Consider the following 17698-nt stretch of genomic DNA (forward strand, 5'->3'; position numbering starts at 1 on the left):
GCCTCTTCCTGGGCGCGCTGGGCGGCCTCGGCGGCGCCGCGTTCGGCGTCGCGGCGATCCTGTTCGGCGCGGGCGCCTTCGATGGCGCGGCGGCGGGCTTCCATCTCGCCCGCCGACAGGCCGCCGGCGGCGGCCGAAGCAGCGGCGGACGGCTTGGCCTCGCGCGCTTCCGGCGCGGGCGTCTCCGGACGCGGGCGCGGCTTCACCTCGAAGGCTTGCTGCGCCGGCTTCTCCGCGGGGCCGCCTTCCACACGACGGCGCTTGGTCTCGACCACCACGGTCTTGGACCGGCCGTGGCTGAAGCTCTGGCGCACCGTACCCGTGCTCACCGATCCGGCCGCGCGCGGCTTCAGGGTGAGGGGCGGACGTCCGCCCGAGGCTGGCTTGTTGCCGCCGTCGTTGTTGTCGTTCGCGTCGCTCATTCGCTCGCTTTACTCGATCCCGGAGCCCAGGCTCCGGCCTTCGCTCGTCGTTCCAAAAACAAATCCGGCCGAGGCGTCAGCCGCCCCGCCCGTTTCGAGCTTCCTCGCGCCAACTCGGTGGTAGGAGCGGGCGAAACCCGGCCAGTTTGCGGACCTCTTCGGTCCAGCGGTCGGCCCGTCGCCCCGCAAGGAGGACGACGTGTATCACATTTTCCAGCCCTAAGGCCAAACCCAATTCTTCTGCGGAAAACGCGCCAACAACCGGAACCGGCGGGGTCTGGCGTGCGGCCGCCGCGAGAAGCTTGTTGCGCCCGTCCGGGCTGCCGTCCGAAGCTTCGATCAGCCAGGCGACCTTTCCCGACTTGAGGGCCATGTGGGCCTTCTCGAAGCCGTTGACAAGGACCCCCTCGCGACGGGCGAGGCCCAGTTGCTCCAGAACGCGCTTCGCAAGCAGTCGCTGGACCAGGTCGGCGAGGTCCGGCTGGGCGGTCAGTTTCGCCTTCGCCGAGCGGGAGAACAGGTTCTTCTTCGCGGCGGTCTCGACCGCCTCGCGGCTGGCTTCAACCCACATGCCGCGGCCCGGCAGCTTGCGCGCCAGGTCCGGGACGACCGCGCCGTCAGGCCCGGCCACGAAGCGGATCAGCCGCTCCTCGGGCATGACCTCGCCGCTCGCCAGGTCCTTGCGGTCCCGGTCGTTTGCAGAAACGGAAGGGGATGAGGGCTCGGCCCTCATCCCCTGTTCGTTTTCCGGAGACGGGTCGTCTCGATCGGCCAAGCCTGGTTACGCCTCTTCAGACTCGCCTTCGGCGAACTCGCCCTCGGCTTCTTCCGCTTCCGCGGGAACTTCCAGCTCCGAGGCGTCGATCCAGCCGGCCGCCACGCGGGCGCGCAGGATCAGGCTTTCGGCCTGCTCGACGGTCAGGTTGAAGCTCTCCAGCACGCCCGGAACCCGGGTGCGCTCGCCGGCGCGGATCTCGTAGCCGCCGCGGATTTCGTCGGTGGCCAGGTCGGCCAGGTCCTCGACCGTCTTCACGCCGCCTTCGCCCAGGGCCACGGCCATCGGCAGGGTGACGCCCTCGACGCCGAGCACGCCGTCCTCGACGCCCAGCTCCTTGCGCTTGGCGTCCAGGGCCGCGGCTTCTCGCTCGAGGAATTCGCGGGCGCGGGTCTGCAGCTCCTGGGCGGTGTCCTCGTCGAAGCCCTCGATCGTGGCGATCTCGTGCTCGTCGACGAAGGCGATCTCGTCGAGCGAGGAGAAGCCTTCGGTGGCCAGCAGCTGGGCGATGACCTCGTCGACGTCCAGGGCTTCCTGGAACAACTGGGTGCGCTCGGTGAACTCGCGCTGACGGCGCTCGCTGTCCTGGCTCTCGGTGATGATGTCGATCTGCCAGCCGGTCAGCTGCGAGGCCAGGCGGACGTTCTGGCCGCGCCGGCCGATCGCCAGCGACAGCTGCTCGTCCGGCACCACCACCTCGACGCGCTCGTCCTCTTCGTCCAGCACCACCTTCGACACTTCGGCCGGAGCCAGGCCGTTGACGATGAAGGTCGGCTCGTCCGGCGACCACTGGATGATGTCGATCTTCTCGCCCTGCAGCTCGGCCACGACCGCCTGCACGCGCGAGCCGCGCATGCCCACGCACGCGCCGACCGGATCGATCGAGCCGTCGTTGGACAGCACCGCCATCTTGGCGCGCGAGCCCGGGTCGCGGGCCACCGCGCGGATCTCGATGACGCCGTCGTACACTTCCGGCACTTCCTGGGCGAACAGCTTGGCCATGAAGCCCGGGTGGGCGCGGCTCAGCATGATCTGCGGGCCCTTGGTCTCGCGCCGGACGTCGTAGATGTAGGCGCGGATCCGGTCGCCGATGTTGAACATCTCGCGCGGGATCGACTGGTCGCGGCGCATCACGCCTTCGCCGCGGCCCAGGTCGACGATCACGTTGCCGTATTCGACGCGCTTGACGGTGCCGTTGACGATCTCGCCGGCGCGGTCCTTGTACTCTTCGTACTGCTTCTCGCGCTCGGCCTCGCGGACCTTATGGGTCACGACCTGGCGGGCCATCTGGGTCTGCACCCGGCCGAACTCGAACGGCGGCAGGGTTTCGACGTACTCCTTGCCGACGAAGGCTTCCTTGTCGCGCTTCAGCGCGTCCTTGAGGCGCAGGAAGGCGTAGTCGTTCTCAATGTCCAGCTCGTCCTCGACCACGGTGACCACGCGGGTCAGGGCCAGTTCGCCGGTCTTGTGGTCGATCGCGGCGCGGATGTCGTGCTCGGCGCCGTAGCGGGCGCGGGCCGCCTTCTGGATCGCTTCCTCGATCGCGCTGATCACGATCTCTTTTTCGATCAGCTTCTCGCGGGCCACCGCGTCGGCGATCTGCAGGAGCTCCAGCCGGTTGGCGCTGATTCCGGTGACGGCCATCAGGCTTCGTCCTCTTCTTCGTCGGTTTGACTGGTCAAACGCGCCGCGCGTTCCGCGGCGCCTTTTTTCATCAGCTCGTCGTTCAGCACGAGCTTGGCCTCGGAGATCCAGGCGAACGGCACCATCGCCGTCTCGTCCTCGCCCTCCAGGTCGACGGCGACGTTTTCGCCCTCGACCCCGGCCAGGGTTCCCTTGAAGCGCTTGCGGTTCTCGACCAGGCGGTCGAGCTCGATACGCGCCTCGTAGCCTTCCCAGATCTCGAAATCCTTCAGCCGGGTCAGCGGCCGGTCGATGCCCGGCGAGGAGACCTCCAGCATGTATTCGCCGGCGATCGGGTCGGCGGCGTCCAGCACCTCGGAGACGGCCCGCGACAGGCGCGTGCACTCGTCGATGCTGATCTCATTGTCGGCCGGACGCTCGGCCATGATCTGCAGCCGGCGGCGCTGGGTGCCGCCCATCAGGCGGACCCGGACGATCTCCAGCCCCTGGCTCTCGGCCACGGGGTCCAGCAGCTCCAGGATGGCGCGGTCCTCGGCGGTCTTGGCGCGCAACTCGGCGGTCCTCTGGTCAACAAAAAAGCGGCGGGCCTTCCGGCCGCCGCTCGAAGCGTCGGAAGACGCTGCGATAGCGATGTCAGGTGGATATAGCGCGGGCGCGCACCGCGCGCCAGCCCCTCGGTCAGCGCGGCCGAGCGCGTCCCAATAGCTTCGTCGCCCTCGGGCTCGTCCCGCGGGCGACGGCTGTGGGAGCTCAGGCCGTCAAGTCCTTCACCCGGCCCGGCCGACCGCCGTCAGCGGCGGAGGTCTTCGCCTCCTCCTGGATCAGCTGCTGCAGCGGCTGCTCGATCGCCTCGCGCTCCTCCGGGGGCGATCTTGTCGAACTCGGCGCGCACGCCCGATGTCTCGGTCGAGCCTGCGCGCGAAGCCGACGCGGTCTGGTCCAGCGCCGAGCCGCGAAAGGCCGGCGGCACGCCGTTGTTGTGGAGCTTGGGAAAGTCCATGCGAGGCCTCGCTGCGATTTGAGGGTGAAGGACGCCTTTTGCGTCGGCGCCCCGCGCCCGCGAGGCCACATCCTGGTTGCCCGGGCAGGGTAACAGCGTCAGAATTTCGGAGAAGGTGCGTGTACGGCACGACAGCTGTGCCGTTTTGTCAAAGATCGGGTCGGCGTGGACAAGACCGCGGGGTTGGTTCAGTTCGTCCGGGCGGTTGAGACCGGCTCGTTCAGCGCCGCCGCGCGGCTGATCGGGACCACGCCCTCGGCGGTGTCCAAGAGCATCGACCGGCTGGAGCGGCGGCTGGGCGCCAAGCTGTTCCTGCGCTCCACCCGCACCCTGACCCTGACCGACGACGGCGCGGCCTATTTCGAGCGGGTCGGGCCGTTGCTGCGCGCGCTGGAGGACGCCGAGGACGCCCTGCACGCCGACACAGGCGGGCGCGGGCGGCTGCGGGTCAGCCTGCCCAACGTGCTGGCCCCGGGCCTGCTCGACGCCCTGACCGGCGAGTTCCTGGCCCGTCACCCGCAGATCAAGCTGGAGCTCAGCGTCACCGACCGGCACGTCGACGTCATCCGCGAAGGCTACGACGTGAGCCTCCGCGCCGGACCGGTCGGCGACACCGAGCTGGTGGCGCGTCCGCTGGGCCGGTTGCCCATGGTGCTGGCCGCCTCGCCCGCCTACCTGGCGCGCGCCGGGCGGCCGCGGACGGCGGAGGACCTGCCGGCGGCCGCGCACCTGCGCTACCTGCTGGGCGGCCGCCCGATCGGGATCGATTTCGCCGACGGCGAGGCGTTTTCGCCCGAGGGCGTGCTCGACGCGGATTCCGGCCTGGCCCTGCGCCATGCGGCCCTGAACGGCCTGGGGATCGCCTGCCTGCTGAAGATGTGGGTCGAGGACGACCTCCAGTCCGGGCGCCTGGAGATCGTCCTGCCGGAGCGGCCGCTCAGGGGCGTGCCGCTGCAGGCGCTGCACGCCTTCGGCCGCTTTCAGCCCCTGCGCGTGCGCCTGTTGCTGGACTTCGTGGCCGAGCGGATGCGGCCGCTGACGCTGGAGCCCTGATCAGCGCGGGTGGGCGACGTCCTGGCGCAGCCACTCGGCGTAGGTGACCTTGCCCAGCCGCGGATGGTCGGTCTCCGGCCGCAGGGCCGTGTCGTCCAGCTTGGCGCCGAAGTACTTGGCCTCCGGGTCGGGGGTGACGGTCCGCTTGTCGCCGTGGGCGTCCAGATAGGCGCGGGCGAAGGCGTCCATGCGGATGGGCTCGGGCCCGGCGATCTCCATCGTGCCCAGGGCGGGCGGAGCCAGGGCGGCGTCGGCCACCGCGGCGGCCACGTCGTCGGCGGCGATCGGCTGCATCATGCCGGTCGACAGGCGGATCTCGCCGCCCTTGGTCGCGTCGTCGATGATGCCGCGCGCGAACTGGAAGAACTGGGTCGAGCGGACGATGGTCCAGGGCACGCCCGAGGCCTTGATCAAGCCTTCCTGGGCCAGCTTGGCGCGGAAGTAGCCGTTGGTCGGCAGCCGCTCCAGGCCGACGATCGACAAGGCCACGTGGTGGCGCACGCCGGCCGCCTTCTCGGCCTCCAGCAGGTTGCCGGTCGAGGTCTTGAAGAATCTCATCACCGCCTCGTCTTCGAAGGAGGGCGAGTTGACCAGCTCGACGACCACCTCGGCCCCGGCCAGCGCCTCGGCCAGCCCGGCGCCGGTCAGGGTGTCGACGCCGGAGGCGGGCGAGGCGGCGATCACCTCGTGGCCCCTCTGGCGCAGGATGGTCACGACTTTCGAGCCGATCAGGCCGGTGGCGCCGACGACGACGATCTTCATAGGTGGATCTCCAGGGTTGCGCCGCCCGAGAGCCGCGTCGCGGCGACGAACCGGGATCGGGCGGGAAAGTTCGAGCCCCTAGATAGATTGTCGGAATCCGGCCGTTAGCCGGGCGTCGGGCACACGACCTGTTCCCGCGCGGCACAGGCGGCGGACGCTGAACGCGGGCCTGGTACGGCCCTTGCGATCAAGGCCGACGCGGATGCGACAGGGATCGTCAGCGCTGCGGGTCGGCTGGGCGAGGCTCGGCGGGCCCGCCGCGGCGGGCGCTGAAACGGAGTCCTGACATGCAGATCGACGACCCGTACCTGCCCGGCGCCTCAGCCGATCGGCGGATCATCGTGTACTCGACCACCAGCCTGGCCGGCGTTCCGGAGCCGGTCGAAGCCGCCGCCGACCGGCGGATCATCGTCTATACGACCACCAGCCTGACCGACCACGACCAGTCGGCAGCTCTTCACGAGCCGTCCGCGACCGTTCACGTGGGCGACGACTGGATGTTCTGAGTAAGGGCGTCGCTCCGGGCGCCGCCCGGAGCGACGGCTCCTTCAGCCGGCCGGCCAGACGACGGCTTGCGCGACGACGACCTTCTGTCCGTCGAACGCCGCCGCCGGCGAGCCGTGCAGGCGATAGCCGATCGCCAGCATGTCGCTCACCCGCCGACAAAACTGCGCGTCGTCCGGGCCGGTCAGCAGCCGATACCTCGGCGCGCCGTTCGGGGGACCGCTCGTCTCGTGGCCGTCGCTCATCGGTGTCGAAGCTCCCCTGTGACCCAGCCCTTCATGGGGCTGTCCGCGTTCCGTCGCGCGCGGTTTGGGACGAACCCGCCTCCGACAGCGACGAAGACCCGGCGGGACGCGGCTCAGACCCGCTCGAACTCCAGGTAGATCGGCTGGGTGTCGCCCAGCAGCTTCTCCTGATAGCGCGTGGTCACGTGGTCGGCCGGGGCCACCTTCCAGTGGTCGGCCTTTTCAGCCGGCCAGCGGAAGGCGGGCTCCTTCAGGGCGCGCTCCAGCGTCCAGGCGGCGTAGTCCTTCCAGTCGGTGACGAAGCGGAAGCGGCCGCCCGGCTTCAGCACGCGGGCCAGTTCCGTCAGGGTCTCCTGTTGGATGACGCGGCGCTTGTGGTGGCGCGCTTTCGGCCACGGATCGGGGAACAGCACGAACACCCGCTCCAGCGAGGCGTCCGGGAAAGCCGCCAACACGTCGCGGGCGTCGCCCATGTGCAGGCGCACGTTGGTCAGCTCGCGCTCCTCGACGTGGCGCAGCGCGCTGCCCACCCCGTTCTGGAACGGCTCGCAGCCGACGATCAGCACGTCGGGGTGGCGCGCGGCCTGCTCGGCCATGTGCTCGCCGCCGCCGAACCCGACCTCGAACCAGACCGCCTTCGCGTCGGGCATGAGCGCGCGCGGGTCGATCGGGCCTGCGGCCGGATCGGGCACGGCGATCTGCGGCAGGAGGGTCTCCATCAGGGCGGCCTGACGGGGCTTCAGCGTGCGCGACTTGATCCGCCCGAACGAACGCAGCGGACCCCAGGTGGGAGGCGTGGACATGGGCGGGGGCTATAGACGCTCACGCCCGCGGCGGAAACCGTGTCGAAAGCCGAGGCCCGGAAACGACAGCGGCGCCGGCTCTTGCGAGCGCGGCGCCGCTTGCATTCGTCCGGCGCCGGCGCGCCCGAGGCTCAGATCACTCCGCCGGGGCCAGGACCTTGGCGCCGAAGAGGCTGCGCAACTCCTCGACCAGGTCGGTCTTCTCCCAGGAGAAGCCGCCCTCCTTGTCGGGCGTGCGGCCGAAGTGGCCGTAGGCCGCGGTGCGGGCGTAGATCGGCCGGTTCAGCTTCAGGTGCTCGCGGATGCCGCGCGGGGTCAGGCCGCCGATCAGGTCGGGCAGGACCTTCTCCAGCCGGGCCTCGTCGACCTGGCCGGTGCCGTGCAGGTCGACGTAGAAGCTGAGCGGCTTCGACACGCCGATGGCGTAGCTGACCTGCAGGGTGCACTTCGACGCCAGGCCGGCGGCCACGACGTTCTTGGCCAGGTACCGGCAGGCATAGGCCGCCGAACGGTCGACCTTGGTCGGATCCTTGCCGGAGAACGCGCCGCCGCCGTGCGGGGCGGCGCCGCCGTAGGTGTCGACGATGATCTTGCGGCCGGTGATGCCGGCGTCGCCGTCCGGGCCGCCGATCACGAAGGCGCCGGTCGGATTGACCATCCACTCGGTCTCCGGCGTGATCAGGCCTTCGGGGAAGACCGACAGCACGTAGGGCCGGATCAGCGCCTCGACGTCGCGGGAGGACAGGCCCTCCTTGTGCTGGGTCGAGACCACGATCTTCAGCGCACGGGTCGGGCGGCCGTTCTCGTAGAGGAGGGTCACCTGGCTCTTGGCGTCGGGCTCCAGCTCCGGACGCTCGCCAGAGTGGCGCACCTCGGACAGGCGCTTGAGGATGTTGTGGGAGTACTGCAGCGTCGCGGGCATCAACTCCGGGGTCTCGTCGACCGCGTAGCCGAACATGATGCCCTGGTCGCCGGCGCCCTCGTCCTTGCCCTCGGCGGCGTCGACGCCCTGGGCGATGTGGGCGGACTGTTCGTGCAGGTGGCAGGCGTAGTCGGCTTTGGCCCAGTGGAAGCCTTCCTGGGCGTAGCCGATGTCCCTGACCGCGGCCCGGACCTTGTCCTCGAGGCCGTCGATCACCGAGCGGGGTCCGCGGACCTCGCCGGCCAGGACGATGCGATTGGTGGTCACCAGCGTCTCGCAGGCCACGCGGGCCTCGGGTTCCGCCGCCAGATAGGCGTCAACCACAGTGTCGGAGATCCTGTCAGCCACCTTGTCCGGATGGCCTTCGGAAACGCTTTCGCTGGTGAAGATGTAGGAGGGTCGGATCACGGTTTGTCGCCCCGCTGAGCTGAGGCCCGCGAACATATAAAGATATGTTTATATCCGCAAGTGACCCTGACCGGGTCGCGACGCTCAGCTCTCCGCGTCGTCGCCCTCGGCCATGGTCCGAACCAACTCCAAAACCCGGCGCCGATAACGGGGCGGCAGTTTCGGGAACAGGGAGGCCAGCTCGATACCTTCGGGGGTCATCAGAAAACCGTGAACGAACTGCTCAGGTTGGCTTTCCGAGAAGCCCTCCATCGCGGTCTGTTCCGAGAGGCCTTCAAAGAAGTAGGCCACCGGCGCCTGCAGGTAACGTGCGATCTCAAACAGTTTGGATGCACTGATGCGGTTGGCGCCGCGCTCGTATTTCTGAACTTGCTGAAAAGTCAGACCTAGCGCGTCGGCCAGCTTTTCCTGGCTGACACCCAAGAACTTACGTCGCATCCGCACCCGCGCACCGACGTGAAGGTCGATGGGATTGGGGCCGCGCTCGAAGTCGCCTTTGTCGTCCATTTACGCTGTCGTCCCCAAAAGGGTGAAACTACGCCGCAACGGGGGACCCATTTAATTCAAATGGGCGTTCTGTCACTCAATTTAAGGCCGTTAAAGCGCGACCAGAACGCGAAAATTAGCGCAGACAGGGTTAAAACCCAAAACGGCAGGTCGCCGAAACGCGAATACAAGGTCGGTTCGAGCGCCGCCGGCAGGGGCGCGTCGATCACGCCGCTCTCGCCGGAGTCCAGCCGCGCCCCGTCCACAACCCGCCCGTAAGGGCCGATCACGGCCGACACGCCGGTCGGGGTGGCGCGGATGATCGGCAGACCCTGCTCGATGGCCCGATAGCTGGCCAGGTTGAGGTGCTGCTTCGGGCCGGAAGTCTGGCCGAACCAGGCGTCGTTGGAGACGTTGACGATCCAGGACGCGCGGCCGTGCTTCTGTGTCGGCAGGCTCGGGAACAGGCTCTCATAGCAGATCAGCGGCTGCACGCTGGTCCCGTTCAATCGGATCGGGGCCGGACGCGGACCCGGCGAGAAGCCGTCGCCGACATGGACCAGCTCCTTCAGGCCGATCTTTTCGGCCAGCGGCTCCAGCGGCAGGAATTCGCCGAACGGCACCAGGCGGTGCTTGTCGTAAATCCCGGTCACCTGCAGGGCGTCGCCGGTGTCGCGCAGGGCGATCAGGCTGTTGTACCAGTTCGCCCCGCCGTCGGGGGCGGGCTCGCCGCGGTAGGTGCCCATCAGCAGGGTCTGGCCGGGCTGCAGGGCGCGCTGGATGCCCTCGGCCGCTTCCGAGCCGGGAGCCAGGAGTTCGTTGGCTGAGGCCGGCAGGGCGCCTTCGGGCCACACCACGTAGTCGGGCGTGCGCTTGCCCGGGCGGGACGTCAGGTTGAGGTAGCGCTGGACGATGTTGCGCTGCTGCTCAGGGCTCCACTTGGCTTCCTGCGGCACGTCGGCCTGGACCACGCGCACGATTTCGTGAGTGGCCTGGACCCGGCCCGCCCCGGCCAGCCGCACCGACCCGGCGATCCACAGGCCGGCCAGGACGGCGACGCCGGTCAGGGCCACGCCCACGCGCCGGCGCATGGGGCCCGGGTGGAACAGGGGCTCGAAGCAGACCACCGCCAGAACGGTCAGGAAGGTCAGGCCGTAGGCGCCGATCCAAGCGGCCACCTGCGACGGCGGCGAGCCCGCGGTCCAGGTCTCGCCGGCCAGGTTCCAGGGGAAGCCGGTCAGGACGTGGCCGCGGATCCATTCGAACAGGGCGAACACGCCGGCGAAGGCGATGACCCGGGTCAGGTCCGGGCGGGCGATCTTGCGGTAGAGGGCGCAGGCCCCGCCCCAGAACAGGCCCATGCCGGCCGGCAGCAGGGCGGCGGCGAACGGAGCCATCCAGGCCTGGCGAGCGTCGACCAGGAAGGCTTCAGCCACCCACCAGCAGCCGACGAAGAAGTAGCCGAAGCCGGCCAGCCAGCCCAGGCCGAAGGCCTTCCAGCCGCTCCGCTCGTCGTCGGTGCGGTCGACCAGCCACATCAAGAGCGCGTAGCCCGCCAGGCCCGGCCAGAAGCCGAACGGCGGATGCGCGAACCCTGCGGCCAAGCCGGCACCCAGCGCAGCCAGGATCACCGCGGCCTTCGCCCCCCGTGCGTTCACGCCCCCTCCGTCGCCGGCGCCGGTTCGGCGCGTTCCACCCGCCGCACGCGCAGCCGCTTCACGCGGCGCGGATCGGCGTCGATCACCTCGAAATCGAACCCGGCCGGGTGCGGGATCACCTCGCCGCGCTGGGGCACGCGCCCCGCCAGCACGGTGACCAGCCCGCCCAGGGTGTCGACCTCTTCTTCCTGGTCCGGCGGCGTCAGTTCGCCCCCCAGCATGGATTCCAGCTCCTCGAGCGGGGCGCGGGCGTCGGCCTCGATCACGCCGCCCGGACGCTGCACCACGGAGGCGGCCGCCTCGACGTCGTGCTCGTCCTCGATCTCGCCGACCACCGCCTCGACCAGGTCTTCCAGGGTCAGCAGGCCGTCGGTGCCGCCGAACTCGTCGATCACCAGCGCCATGTGGGCGCGGGCGGTCTGCATTTTCAGCATCAGGTCCTGGGCGCGCATGGAGGCGGGCACGTAAAGCACCTCGCGCTTCAGGCGGTGCAGGACCGGCTCGTTCCAGTTTGGCCCCGCCTTGCCCTCCGCCGGGGCCAGCAGCTTGACCACGTCCTTGATGTGCACGACGCCGACGGGATCGTCGAGCGTCTCGCGGAAGATCGGCATGCGCGAGTGCTCGGCCTCGACGAAGGCCTTCACCACCTCGGCCAGGGTCGTGGAGATCTCCACCGCGACGATGTCGGCGCGGGGCGTCATGACGTCGGCGACGCGCAGGCTCTGGAAGGCCTCGGCCTGGTCGACGAGGTCGACGCCGCCGTCCGGCGTCGGCGCTTCGACGCGCGGTTCGCTGCGTCCGAGCCGGGAGAAAATGCCCAGCAAGGGCTTGAGCGGAGAGTTCGGACTACTCGGGCCGTCGGGGTTAGACATCTGTCTCGTTTTGCGCCGCGTAGGGATCCGGAACGCCGAGCTTGGCAAGAACAGCGCGTTCCAGGGCTTCCATCTCCTCGGCCTCGGTGTCGTTTTGATGGTCCCATCCTAGCAGATGCAGGACCCCGTGCACGACGAGATGGCTGAGGTGGTTCGCCAAAGGCTTGCCCTGGGCCTGCGCTTCGGCCGCGCAGACGCCGTAGGCCAGGGAGATGTCGCCCAGGTGCGGGAGGGCGAATTCCGGCGAGGGGAAGGACAGGACGTTGGTCGACTTGTCCTTGCCGCGGTGCTCGGCGTTCAGCGCCCGCTGCTCGGCGTCGTCGGTGAACAGCAGGGTCACCTCGGCCTCGCCTTCGTGGCCCCCGGCCTCCAGGGCGGCCTCGGCGGCGAGGCGCGCGCGGGCCTCCGCGTCCGGCACGGCGCGCAGCCAGGCCTCGTCCTCGACTTCGGTTTCGACGGTGATCATTCCGGTTTCGCTTTCGCGGCCAGGTCGGCGTCGTAGGCCCGCACGATCCGCTCCACCAGCTTGTGGCGGACCACGTCGGCGGCCTCGAAGCGCGCCACGGCCACGCCCTTCACGTTCGTCAGTATGCCGACCGCGTGCGACAGGCCGCTGTCGCGCGGATTGACCAGGTCGACCTGGCTGGGGTCGCCGGTCACCACCATGCGCGCGCCTTCGCCAAGACGGGTCAGCACCATCTTCATCTGCAGACGCGACAGGTTCTGCGCCTCGTCGACGATGACGAAGGAGTGGCTCAGCGTGCGGCCGCGCATGAAGGCGACCGGGGCCACCTCGATCTCGCCCTTGTCGCGCCGGCGGCGGACCGCCTCGGCGCCCAGGATCTCGTCCAGCGCCGCCCAGATCGGGATCAGGTAGGGATCGACCTTCTCGGTCAGGTCGCCGGGCAGGAAGCCCAGCCGCTCGCCGGCCTCGACCGCCGGGCGGGTGATGACCAGCCGGTCGACCGCGCCCTTGAGCAGCAGGGTCGCGCCGTAGGCGGCGGCCAGGAAGGTCTTGCCGGTGCCGGCCGGACCGATGCCGAAGGTCAGCTCGTGCTGCTCCAGCATCTCCAGATAGCGAGCCTGGGCCGAGGTCTTGGGCACGATCGGGCCGCGGCGGCCGACCGGCAGCACGCCGTGGGCGACGCTTTCGCCGGCCCGGGCTGCGGCGGCGGAGGCGCGCACGTCGGCCTCGGTCACCTCGGCGCCGGCCTCGGCCCGCTGGGCCAAGGTCTCGATCGCCCGCTTCACGCCGGCGCGGGCCCGCGCGTCGCCCTTGATGGTGACGCCGCCGCCGGGGGTTTCGATCAGCACGTGGAAGGCGTCTTCCAGCAGGGCAGCGTGACGGCTGTTGGGCCCGGACACGGCGCGGACCGCGACGTCGGACAGCGGCACGAAATCTTCAGAGCGTGAACTCACGCGGCCTCGCGGGCGGCCAGGGCGCCGGTCAGGCTGTTCTTGCCGGCGACCTCGATGCGAACCGGAACGATCTGGCCGATCAGCTGTTCCGCGGCGTCCACGTGCACGCCCTGCAGATAGGGGGAGCGGCCCACGGCCTGGCCGGGATGACGCCCCGGACGTTCGAACAGCACCGGCAGGGTGCGGCCGACCATCGAGGCGTTGAAGGCTTCACGCTGCTGGTCCAGCAGGGCGTTCAGGCGGGCCAGCCGCTCGACCGCGACCTCGTCGGGCACCTGGTTCGGCATGGCCGCGGCCGGGGTGCCCGGACGGCGCGAGTACTTGAACGAGAAGCACGAGGCGTAGTCGACCGCGCGGACCAGCTCGAGGGTGTCCTCGAAGTCCTTTTCGGTCTCGCCGGGGAAGCCCACGATCATGTCGCCGGCGATGGCGATGTCGGGCCGCGCGGCGCGGATCTTCTCGATCACCGCCAGATAGCTCTCGGCGGTGTGCTTGCGGTTCATGGCTCGCAGGATCTTGTTTGAGCCGGCCTGCACCGGCAGGTGCAGGTAGGGCATCAGGGCGTTCAGCTCGCCGAAGGCCGCGATCAGGTCCTCGCCCATGTCGTTGGGGTGGCTGGTGGTGAAGCGGATGCGGTCCAGGCCGTCGATCTTCGCTAGGGCGCGCACCAGCTTGGCCAGCGAGCCCCGGTCGCCGGAAGCTTCCGCCCCGTCGTAGGCGTTGACGTTCTGCCCCAGCAGGGTGACCTCGCGCACGCCCTTAGCGGCGAGGCCGCGGGCCTCGGCCAGCACGCTCTCGACCGGGCGCGAGAACTCGGCGCCGCGGGTGTAGGGCACCACGCAGAAGGTGCAGAACTTGTCGCAGCCCTCCTGCACGGTCAGGAAGGCGGTTGGACCCGAGACGTGGCGCTCGACCGGCAGGGCGTCGAACTTTTCGTCCGGCGCGAAGTCGGCGGCCAGGCGCTCGCCGCGGGCGCGGGTCACCTTGGCGATCAGTTCGGGCAGCTGGTGGTAGGCCTGGGGCCCGACCACCAGGTCGACCACCGGGGCGCGCTTGATGATCTCGTCGCCCTCGGCCTGGGCCACGCAGCCGGCCACGACCACGCCCATGCGCCCGTCGCCGGCCGCCTGCTTCTCCTCGCGCATCACTCGGATGCGGCCCAGCTCGGTGTAGACCTTCTCCGCCGCGGCCTCGCGGATGTGGCAGGTGTTCAGCACCACCAGGTCCGCGCCCTCGGGCTGGTCGGAGACGGCGTAGCCCAGCGGGCGCAAGACGTCGGCCATGCGCTCGCTGTCGTAGACGTTCATCTGACAGCCGTAGGTCTTGATGTAGAGGCGCTTGGACGCGGGCTCGCTCATGGAACCGTTATGCGGGAAAGGGCAGGAGCGGCGCAAGTTCGCGGGCGCCGCAGCTTTCCCCTCACTTCTTCTCTTCCAGCGGCACGCCGTAGAGCTCGAGCTTGTGGCCGATCAGCCGGTAGCCCAGCCGCTCGGCGATGGCTTCCTTCAGCTTCTCAATCTCTTCGTCGAAGAACTCGATGACCTTGCCCGTGCGGGTGTCGATCAGGTGGTCGTGGTGGTCCTCGGTCGCTTCCTCGTAGCGGGAGCGGCCGTCGCCGAAGTCGTGCTTCTCAACGACGCCGGCCTCTTCGAACAGGCGCACGGTGCGATAGACCGTGGCGATCGAGATGTGCGGGTCCACCGCCGAGGCGCGGCGGTACAGCTCCTCGACGTCCGGATGGTCGTGGGACTGGGCCAGCACGCGCGCGACCACGCGGCGCTGGTCCGTCATGCGCATGCCTTTTTCGACGCAGAGCTGTTCGATGCGATCCATGGCGCGGAAGATAGGCGGGAGATCAGCCGGTGTTAAGCTCGCGTCGCAACACCAGCGCATCGACCGGCGCGCCTTCGCGGCGGCGATAGTAACCCCGCCGCCGCCCGGCCTCGGTGAAACCGGTTTTCCGATACAATTCAATGGCCGGGGCGTTGTCGACCGCGACCTCCAGGAACATGGCCTCGGCCCCGGTGACCCGTGCGAGCTTCTGGGCCGCCTCGACCAGGGCGAGGCCTACCCCCTTCCGACGGGCGGAAGGCGTGGTCGCGACGGTGAGAATCTCCGCTTCGCCGGCGACGCTGCGGCACAGGATGAAGCCCGCGACAGCCCCGTCGAGCTCGACCAGCAGGCCGAAGGCGCCCGGTCCCAGCAGCAGCTTTTCCAGCTCGGGCGCCGGCCAGGCCGGGGCGAAACCGGCCTCGGCGTGCACCCGCGCCAGGGCGTCGAGGTCGAAGGGAGTGGCGGGGCGCAGGTTCACGCCGGCAGCTTGGCGTCGGGCGCGCGCAGATAGATCGGGCGCGGCGGCTCGAGCGGCTCGGCCGCGGCCGCGACGAGGCCGGCGAGGGCGACCGGATCCGCGCCGGCGCGATCGTCCGCCACGGCGTTCGGGAAGGCCTCGGCCAGAAGCTTCGCGCCGGAGCCGACCAGGCGGGTCGGTCCCTCGGGATCAACGTCGATCAACAACTGGACGGCGTCGGCCACGGTCAGGGCGCTGGGCACTGTCGCGGCGGCGCCGTCGCGGAAGCCCTGGACGTAGACCTGCTCGCGCCGGGCGTCGATCACGCAGGCGGTGAAGCCGTCGGTCCGGTCGGCGGCCATGGCCTCCAGCGTGCCGACCGCGACCACCGGCTTGTCGAGGGTCAGGCCCAGACCCTTGGCGAAGGCCAGGCCGACGCGCAGGCCGGTGAAGGAGCCCGGACCGGCGGTGACGCCGATCCGGTCCAGGTCGGCGAAGGCCAGTCCGGCCTCGGCCATCAGGCGCTCGACCAGAGGCGCCAGGCGCTCCTGGTGGCCGCGGGCCATCGGCTCGGAGCGGGCGGCGCGCACGCGTCCGTCCTCGACCACCGCGGCCGAGCAGGCTTCCAGCGAGGTGTCCAGCGCCAGAACGATCACGGGCGGGTCCAGACGAATTCGTTCAGCTGCGCCTTGGCGGCCAACACGTCCGCCGGCGGCATGTCGACGGAGGTCCAGCCCGGCACGCCGAACACGTACTCGATCGGATCGGTCGGCGCGCGCTTGCAGACCACGGCGTTGACCTGGCGGCCTTCGCCCATGCGGCAGTCGGCGGGGGTGAACTTCGCGTCCGGCCATTTCTGCAGCAGGGTCTCGCCTTGCGGGCCGTGGAAGCCGCCGCCCTGAACCAGGATGCGCGAGACCTTGCCGTCAGGCCCGCCCTGCAGCTCCAGCGCCGTGGTCCCGTCCATGAAGGCGGTGATGATCGGCACGGGCGCGCCGCCCGCGTGCAGGAAGGCCTTCTCGATCTTGGCGTCCGGGAAGGCCGCCTGAACCGCCTCGACGGTGAAGGGGGTGTGGGCGCCCAGGGCCCCGACGCCGCGCGACCACACCGCCTTGGGGTCGGCCTTGCCGGCCGTGGCCGCCGACGCAGCGGCAGGCGTCGCCGTCGGTTCGGCCGGGGCGGCGGGGGTTTCGGTCGAGCGCTGGCAGGCGGCCAGCAGGGCGGCGGTCGCGAACAGGGGAAGGGCGGCGCGGATCATGCGGTCCTCGAAAAGGTCTGGGTTCCGACGAAAACGCGGAGCTCGGCCGAGGGCTGCCTCAGAGGGTCTGTTCGACCCGGGTGACCTCGGGAACGTAGTGGCGCAGCGTGTTCTCCACCCCGGCCCGCAGGGTGGCCGAAGACGACGGGCAGCCCGAGCAGGCCCCGCGCATGCGCAGATAGACCACGCCGGTGTCGGGCTCGTAGCGGTCGAACAGGATGTCGCCGCCGTCCTGGGCCACCGCCGGACGGATGCGGGTGTCCAGCAGGTCCTTGATCTCGGCCACGATCTGGGCGGCTTCGCCCTCGTAGACGTCGGCGCCGTGGCTGACGCCCGCCGCGCCGTCGCGGAACAGCGGCTGGCCGGAGGTGAAGTGATCCATCACCGCCGCCAGGATCGGCGCCTTCATCTGCGACCAGCTCAGGCCGCCGTCGGCTTTCGACACGCTGACGAAGTCGGGCCCGAAATAGACCCGCTCGACGCCCTCCACCTGGAACAGGGCCTCTGCCAGGGGCGAGGCCTGCGCCTCTTCGATGGAGGCGAACTCGTGCGCCCCATCTTCGGCCAGGGCGCGGCCCGGCAGGAACTTCAGGGTGTTCGGGTTGGGGGTCGGTTCGGTCTGGATGAACATGCGGCTCAGATGGCCTCGAACGGCGGGACGGGCAAGCCCTGACCGCGGCGGCTCACGCCAGCTCGGCGATCTCGTCGTCGGTCAGGTCGCCAGGCACGACAGTGACCGGGATCTTGCGGCGGCCGCCAAAGCCGGCGCCCTCCTTGGCGATGGAGGAGACCAGCGGGCCCGGGCCGCGGCCGCCGACGGCGGCGGCCAGAACCAGGATCTTGATCTCCTCGTCGTCGAGCAGGGCCTGGCGGATGGCGGCCTTGGTGTCGCCTTCCTTGATCAGGAATTCGGGGGCCACGCCGGAGCGTTCGGCGACCCCGACCGCCAGGCGCTGCAGCAGGGCCTCGGCCTCGGCCCGCTGCTCGCGCTCGATCTCCTCACGCACGCCGGCCCAGTGCTCGAAGGCCGGCGGCGGCAGAACGCGCAACATGGTCACGCGTCCGCCGGTGGTCCAGGCGCGGCGGCACGCGTAGTGCAACGCCGCTCCGAACTCGAGGCTGTCGTCGACCACCACGAGGAACTTGCGGGTCATCGCGGCGGCCGCGCGCGTCGACG

The 17698-nt window shown here is 70.1% G+C and carries 23 protein-coding genes; 2 read left to right on the top strand and 21 right to left on the bottom strand.

The features are described 5' to 3' along the window. From H8B08_RS16275 to H8B08_RS16295, 5 genes are all read right to left on the bottom strand, one after another. Nucleotides 1-422 (bottom strand): translation initiation factor IF-2 associated domain-containing protein (locus tag H8B08_RS16275; protein ID WP_187451247.1); only part of this gene is annotated, 422 nt, incomplete at its 3' end. 76 nt (nt 423-498) lie between these two features. Next, nucleotides 499-1155 (bottom strand): RNA-binding protein, encoded by a 657-nt coding sequence (locus H8B08_RS16280; protein WP_187451322.1) that lies wholly within the window; start codon nt 1153-1155, stop codon nt 499-501. Nucleotides 1156-1203: 48 nt separating this feature from the next. Continuing rightward, entirely contained in the window at nt 1204-2841 is a 1638-nt protein-coding gene (nusA, locus tag H8B08_RS16285; protein ID WP_187451248.1) for a transcription termination factor NusA, read from the bottom strand. Continuing rightward, a complete protein-coding gene (rimP, locus tag H8B08_RS16290; protein WP_370545505.1) occupies nt 2841-3473 on the bottom strand; it encodes a ribosome maturation factor RimP in 633 nt (210 codons plus the stop codon). Before rimP ends, nusA begins: the two co-directional genes overlap by 1 nt. A 158-nt stretch (nt 3474-3631) precedes the next feature. Next, the gene (locus H8B08_RS16295; protein WP_187451250.1) at nt 3632-3841 is read right to left on the bottom strand and encodes a hypothetical protein; all 210 of its coding nucleotides are present in this window, start codon (nt 3839-3841) and stop codon (nt 3632-3634) included. Nucleotides 3842-4006: 165 nt separating this feature from the next. On the opposite strand from H8B08_RS16295, the gene H8B08_RS16300 reads away from it, so the two are divergent. Next, the gene (locus tag H8B08_RS16300) at nt 4007-4894 is read left to right on the top strand and encodes a LysR family transcriptional regulator (RefSeq protein ID WP_187451251.1); all 888 of its coding nucleotides are present in this window, start codon (nt 4007-4009) and stop codon (nt 4892-4894) included. On the opposite strand, the gene H8B08_RS16305 is transcribed toward H8B08_RS16300, so the two are convergent. Next, complete coding sequence (locus H8B08_RS16305; RefSeq protein ID WP_187451252.1) at nt 4895-5656, bottom strand: SDR family oxidoreductase; 762 nt, start codon at nt 5654-5656, stop codon at nt 4895-4897. It lies immediately after the preceding gene. 287 nt (nt 5657-5943) lie between these two features. Here H8B08_RS16305 and H8B08_RS16310 point away from each other — a divergent pair, with 287 nt between their 5' ends. Further along, nucleotides 5944-6162, top strand: coding sequence for a hypothetical protein (locus tag H8B08_RS16310; RefSeq protein WP_187451253.1), 219 nt, complete (start codon nt 5944-5946; stop codon nt 6160-6162). A 42-nt stretch (nt 6163-6204) separates the two neighbouring features. Here H8B08_RS16310 and H8B08_RS16315 read toward each other — a convergent pair whose 3' ends face one another. From H8B08_RS16315 to H8B08_RS16385, 15 genes are all read right to left on the bottom strand, one after another. Next, nucleotides 6205-6405, bottom strand: a complete 201-nt coding sequence (locus H8B08_RS16315) for a DUF1737 domain-containing protein (protein ID WP_187451254.1) — start codon at nt 6403-6405, stop codon at nt 6205-6207. Nucleotides 6406-6518: 113 nt separating this feature from the next. Further along, nucleotides 6519-7208 (bottom strand): tRNA (guanosine(46)-N7)-methyltransferase TrmB, encoded by a 690-nt coding sequence (gene trmB, locus H8B08_RS16320; RefSeq protein WP_187451255.1) that lies wholly within the window; start codon nt 7206-7208, stop codon nt 6519-6521. A gap of 136 nt (nt 7209-7344) precedes the next feature. Next, nucleotides 7345-8538: a methionine adenosyltransferase gene (gene metK / locus H8B08_RS16325; protein ID WP_187451256.1), complete on the bottom strand. Its 1194-nt coding sequence runs from the start codon at nt 8536-8538 to the stop codon at nt 7345-7347. An 84-nt stretch (nt 8539-8622) separates the two neighbouring features. Further along, nucleotides 8623-9045: a helix-turn-helix domain-containing protein gene (locus tag H8B08_RS16330; RefSeq protein ID WP_187451257.1), complete on the bottom strand. Its 423-nt coding sequence runs from the start codon at nt 9043-9045 to the stop codon at nt 8623-8625. Nucleotides 9046-9101: 56 nt separating this feature from the next. Further along, nucleotides 9102-10682: an apolipoprotein N-acyltransferase gene (gene lnt, locus H8B08_RS16335; RefSeq protein WP_370545503.1), complete on the bottom strand. Its 1581-nt coding sequence runs from the start codon at nt 10680-10682 to the stop codon at nt 9102-9104. Beyond that, nucleotides 10679-11554, bottom strand: a complete 876-nt coding sequence (locus H8B08_RS16340; RefSeq protein WP_187451258.1) for a hemolysin family protein — start codon at nt 11552-11554, stop codon at nt 10679-10681. The genes lnt and H8B08_RS16340 overlap by 4 nt, the downstream gene beginning before the upstream one ends. Beyond that, nucleotides 11547-12020, bottom strand: coding sequence for an rRNA maturation RNase YbeY (gene ybeY / locus H8B08_RS16345; RefSeq protein WP_187451259.1), 474 nt, complete (start codon nt 12018-12020; stop codon nt 11547-11549). The genes H8B08_RS16340 and ybeY overlap by 8 nt, the downstream gene beginning before the upstream one ends. Then, complete coding sequence (locus tag H8B08_RS16350) at nt 12017-12949, bottom strand: PhoH family protein (RefSeq protein WP_187451260.1); 933 nt, start codon at nt 12947-12949, stop codon at nt 12017-12019. Before H8B08_RS16350 ends, ybeY begins: the two co-directional genes overlap by 4 nt. Before the next feature lie 20 nt (nt 12950-12969). Then, the gene (gene miaB, locus H8B08_RS16355; protein WP_187451261.1) at nt 12970-14331 is read right to left on the bottom strand and encodes a tRNA (N6-isopentenyl adenosine(37)-C2)-methylthiotransferase MiaB; all 1362 of its coding nucleotides are present in this window, start codon (nt 14329-14331) and stop codon (nt 12970-12972) included. A gap of 61 nt (nt 14332-14392) precedes the next feature. Then, nucleotides 14393-14806 carry a Fur family transcriptional regulator gene (locus tag H8B08_RS16360; protein WP_163259137.1) on the bottom strand — a complete coding sequence of 138 codons (414 nt, stop codon included), beginning with the start codon at nt 14804-14806 and terminating at the stop codon, nt 14393-14395. Nucleotides 14807-14828: 22 nt separating this feature from the next. Then, nucleotides 14829-15284 (bottom strand): N-acetyltransferase, encoded by a 456-nt coding sequence (locus H8B08_RS16365; RefSeq protein WP_187451262.1) that lies wholly within the window; start codon nt 15282-15284, stop codon nt 14829-14831. Next, complete coding sequence (gene tsaB, locus H8B08_RS16370; RefSeq protein ID WP_187451324.1) at nt 15281-15916, bottom strand: tRNA (adenosine(37)-N6)-threonylcarbamoyltransferase complex dimerization subunit type 1 TsaB; 636 nt, start codon at nt 15914-15916, stop codon at nt 15281-15283. Before tsaB ends, H8B08_RS16365 begins: the two co-directional genes overlap by 4 nt. Beyond that, nucleotides 15916-16521, bottom strand: coding sequence for a DUF1131 family protein (locus H8B08_RS16375; protein WP_187451263.1), 606 nt, complete (start codon nt 16519-16521; stop codon nt 15916-15918). The genes tsaB and H8B08_RS16375 overlap by 1 nt, the downstream gene beginning before the upstream one ends. Before the next feature lie 58 nt (nt 16522-16579). Then, the gene (locus H8B08_RS16380) at nt 16580-17152 is read right to left on the bottom strand and encodes a NifU family protein (RefSeq protein WP_187451264.1); all 573 of its coding nucleotides are present in this window, start codon (nt 17150-17152) and stop codon (nt 16580-16582) included. A 52-nt stretch (nt 17153-17204) separates the two neighbouring features. Then, complete coding sequence (locus H8B08_RS16385; protein ID WP_187451265.1) at nt 17205-17675, bottom strand: universal stress protein; 471 nt, start codon at nt 17673-17675, stop codon at nt 17205-17207. Between the last annotated feature and the right edge of the window lie 23 nt (nt 17676-17698).

The organism is Caulobacter sp. 17J80-11 (assembly GCF_014349105.1).
Classification (GTDB): domain Bacteria; phylum Pseudomonadota; class Alphaproteobacteria; order Caulobacterales; family Caulobacteraceae; genus 17J80-11.

Bases quoted from the DNA above. Each gene is read 5' to 3' on its own strand.
- H8B08_RS16315 (WP_187451254.1), bottom strand. From the start codon at position 6,405: ATGAGCGACGGCCACGAGACGAGCGGTCCCCCGAACGGCGCGCCGAGG.
- H8B08_RS16340 (WP_187451258.1), bottom strand. From the start codon at position 11,554: ATGTCTAACCCCGACGGCCCGAGTAGTCCGAACTCTCCGCTCAAGCCC.
- H8B08_RS16295 (WP_187451250.1), bottom strand. From the start codon at position 3,841: ATGGACTTTCCCAAGCTCCACAACAACGGCGTGCCGCCGGCCTTTCGC.
- H8B08_RS16380 (WP_187451264.1), bottom strand. From the start codon at position 17,152: ATGTTCATCCAGACCGAACCGACCCCCAACCCGAACACCCTGAAGTTC.
- H8B08_RS16375 (WP_187451263.1), bottom strand. From the start codon at position 16,521: ATGATCCGCGCCGCCCTTCCCCTGTTCGCGACCGCCGCCCTGCTGGCC.
- nusA (WP_187451248.1), bottom strand. From the start codon at position 2,841: ATGGCCGTCACCGGAATCAGCGCCAACCGGCTGGAGCTCCTGCAGATC.
- ybeY (WP_187451259.1), bottom strand. From the start codon at position 12,020: ATGATCACCGTCGAAACCGAAGTCGAGGACGAGGCCTGGCTGCGCGCC.
- H8B08_RS16280 (WP_187451322.1), bottom strand. From the start codon at position 1,155: ATGAGGGCCGAGCCCTCATCCCCTTCCGTTTCTGCAAACGACCGGGAC.
- miaB (WP_187451261.1), bottom strand. From the start codon at position 14,331: ATGAGCGAGCCCGCGTCCAAGCGCCTCTACATCAAGACCTACGGCTGT.
- H8B08_RS16305 (WP_187451252.1), bottom strand. From the start codon at position 5,656: ATGAAGATCGTCGTCGTCGGCGCCACCGGCCTGATCGGCTCGAAAGTC.
- H8B08_RS16360 (WP_163259137.1), bottom strand. From the start codon at position 14,806: ATGGATCGCATCGAACAGCTCTGCGTCGAAAAAGGCATGCGCATGACG.
- trmB (WP_187451255.1), bottom strand. From the start codon at position 7,208: ATGTCCACGCCTCCCACCTGGGGTCCGCTGCGTTCGTTCGGGCGGATC.
- H8B08_RS16330 (WP_187451257.1), bottom strand. From the start codon at position 9,045: ATGGACGACAAAGGCGACTTCGAGCGCGGCCCCAATCCCATCGACCTT.
- H8B08_RS16385 (WP_187451265.1), bottom strand. From the start codon at position 17,675: ATGACCCGCAAGTTCCTCGTGGTGGTCGACGACAGCCTCGAGTTCGGA.
- H8B08_RS16310 (WP_187451253.1), top strand. From the start codon at position 5,944: ATGCAGATCGACGACCCGTACCTGCCCGGCGCCTCAGCCGATCGGCGG.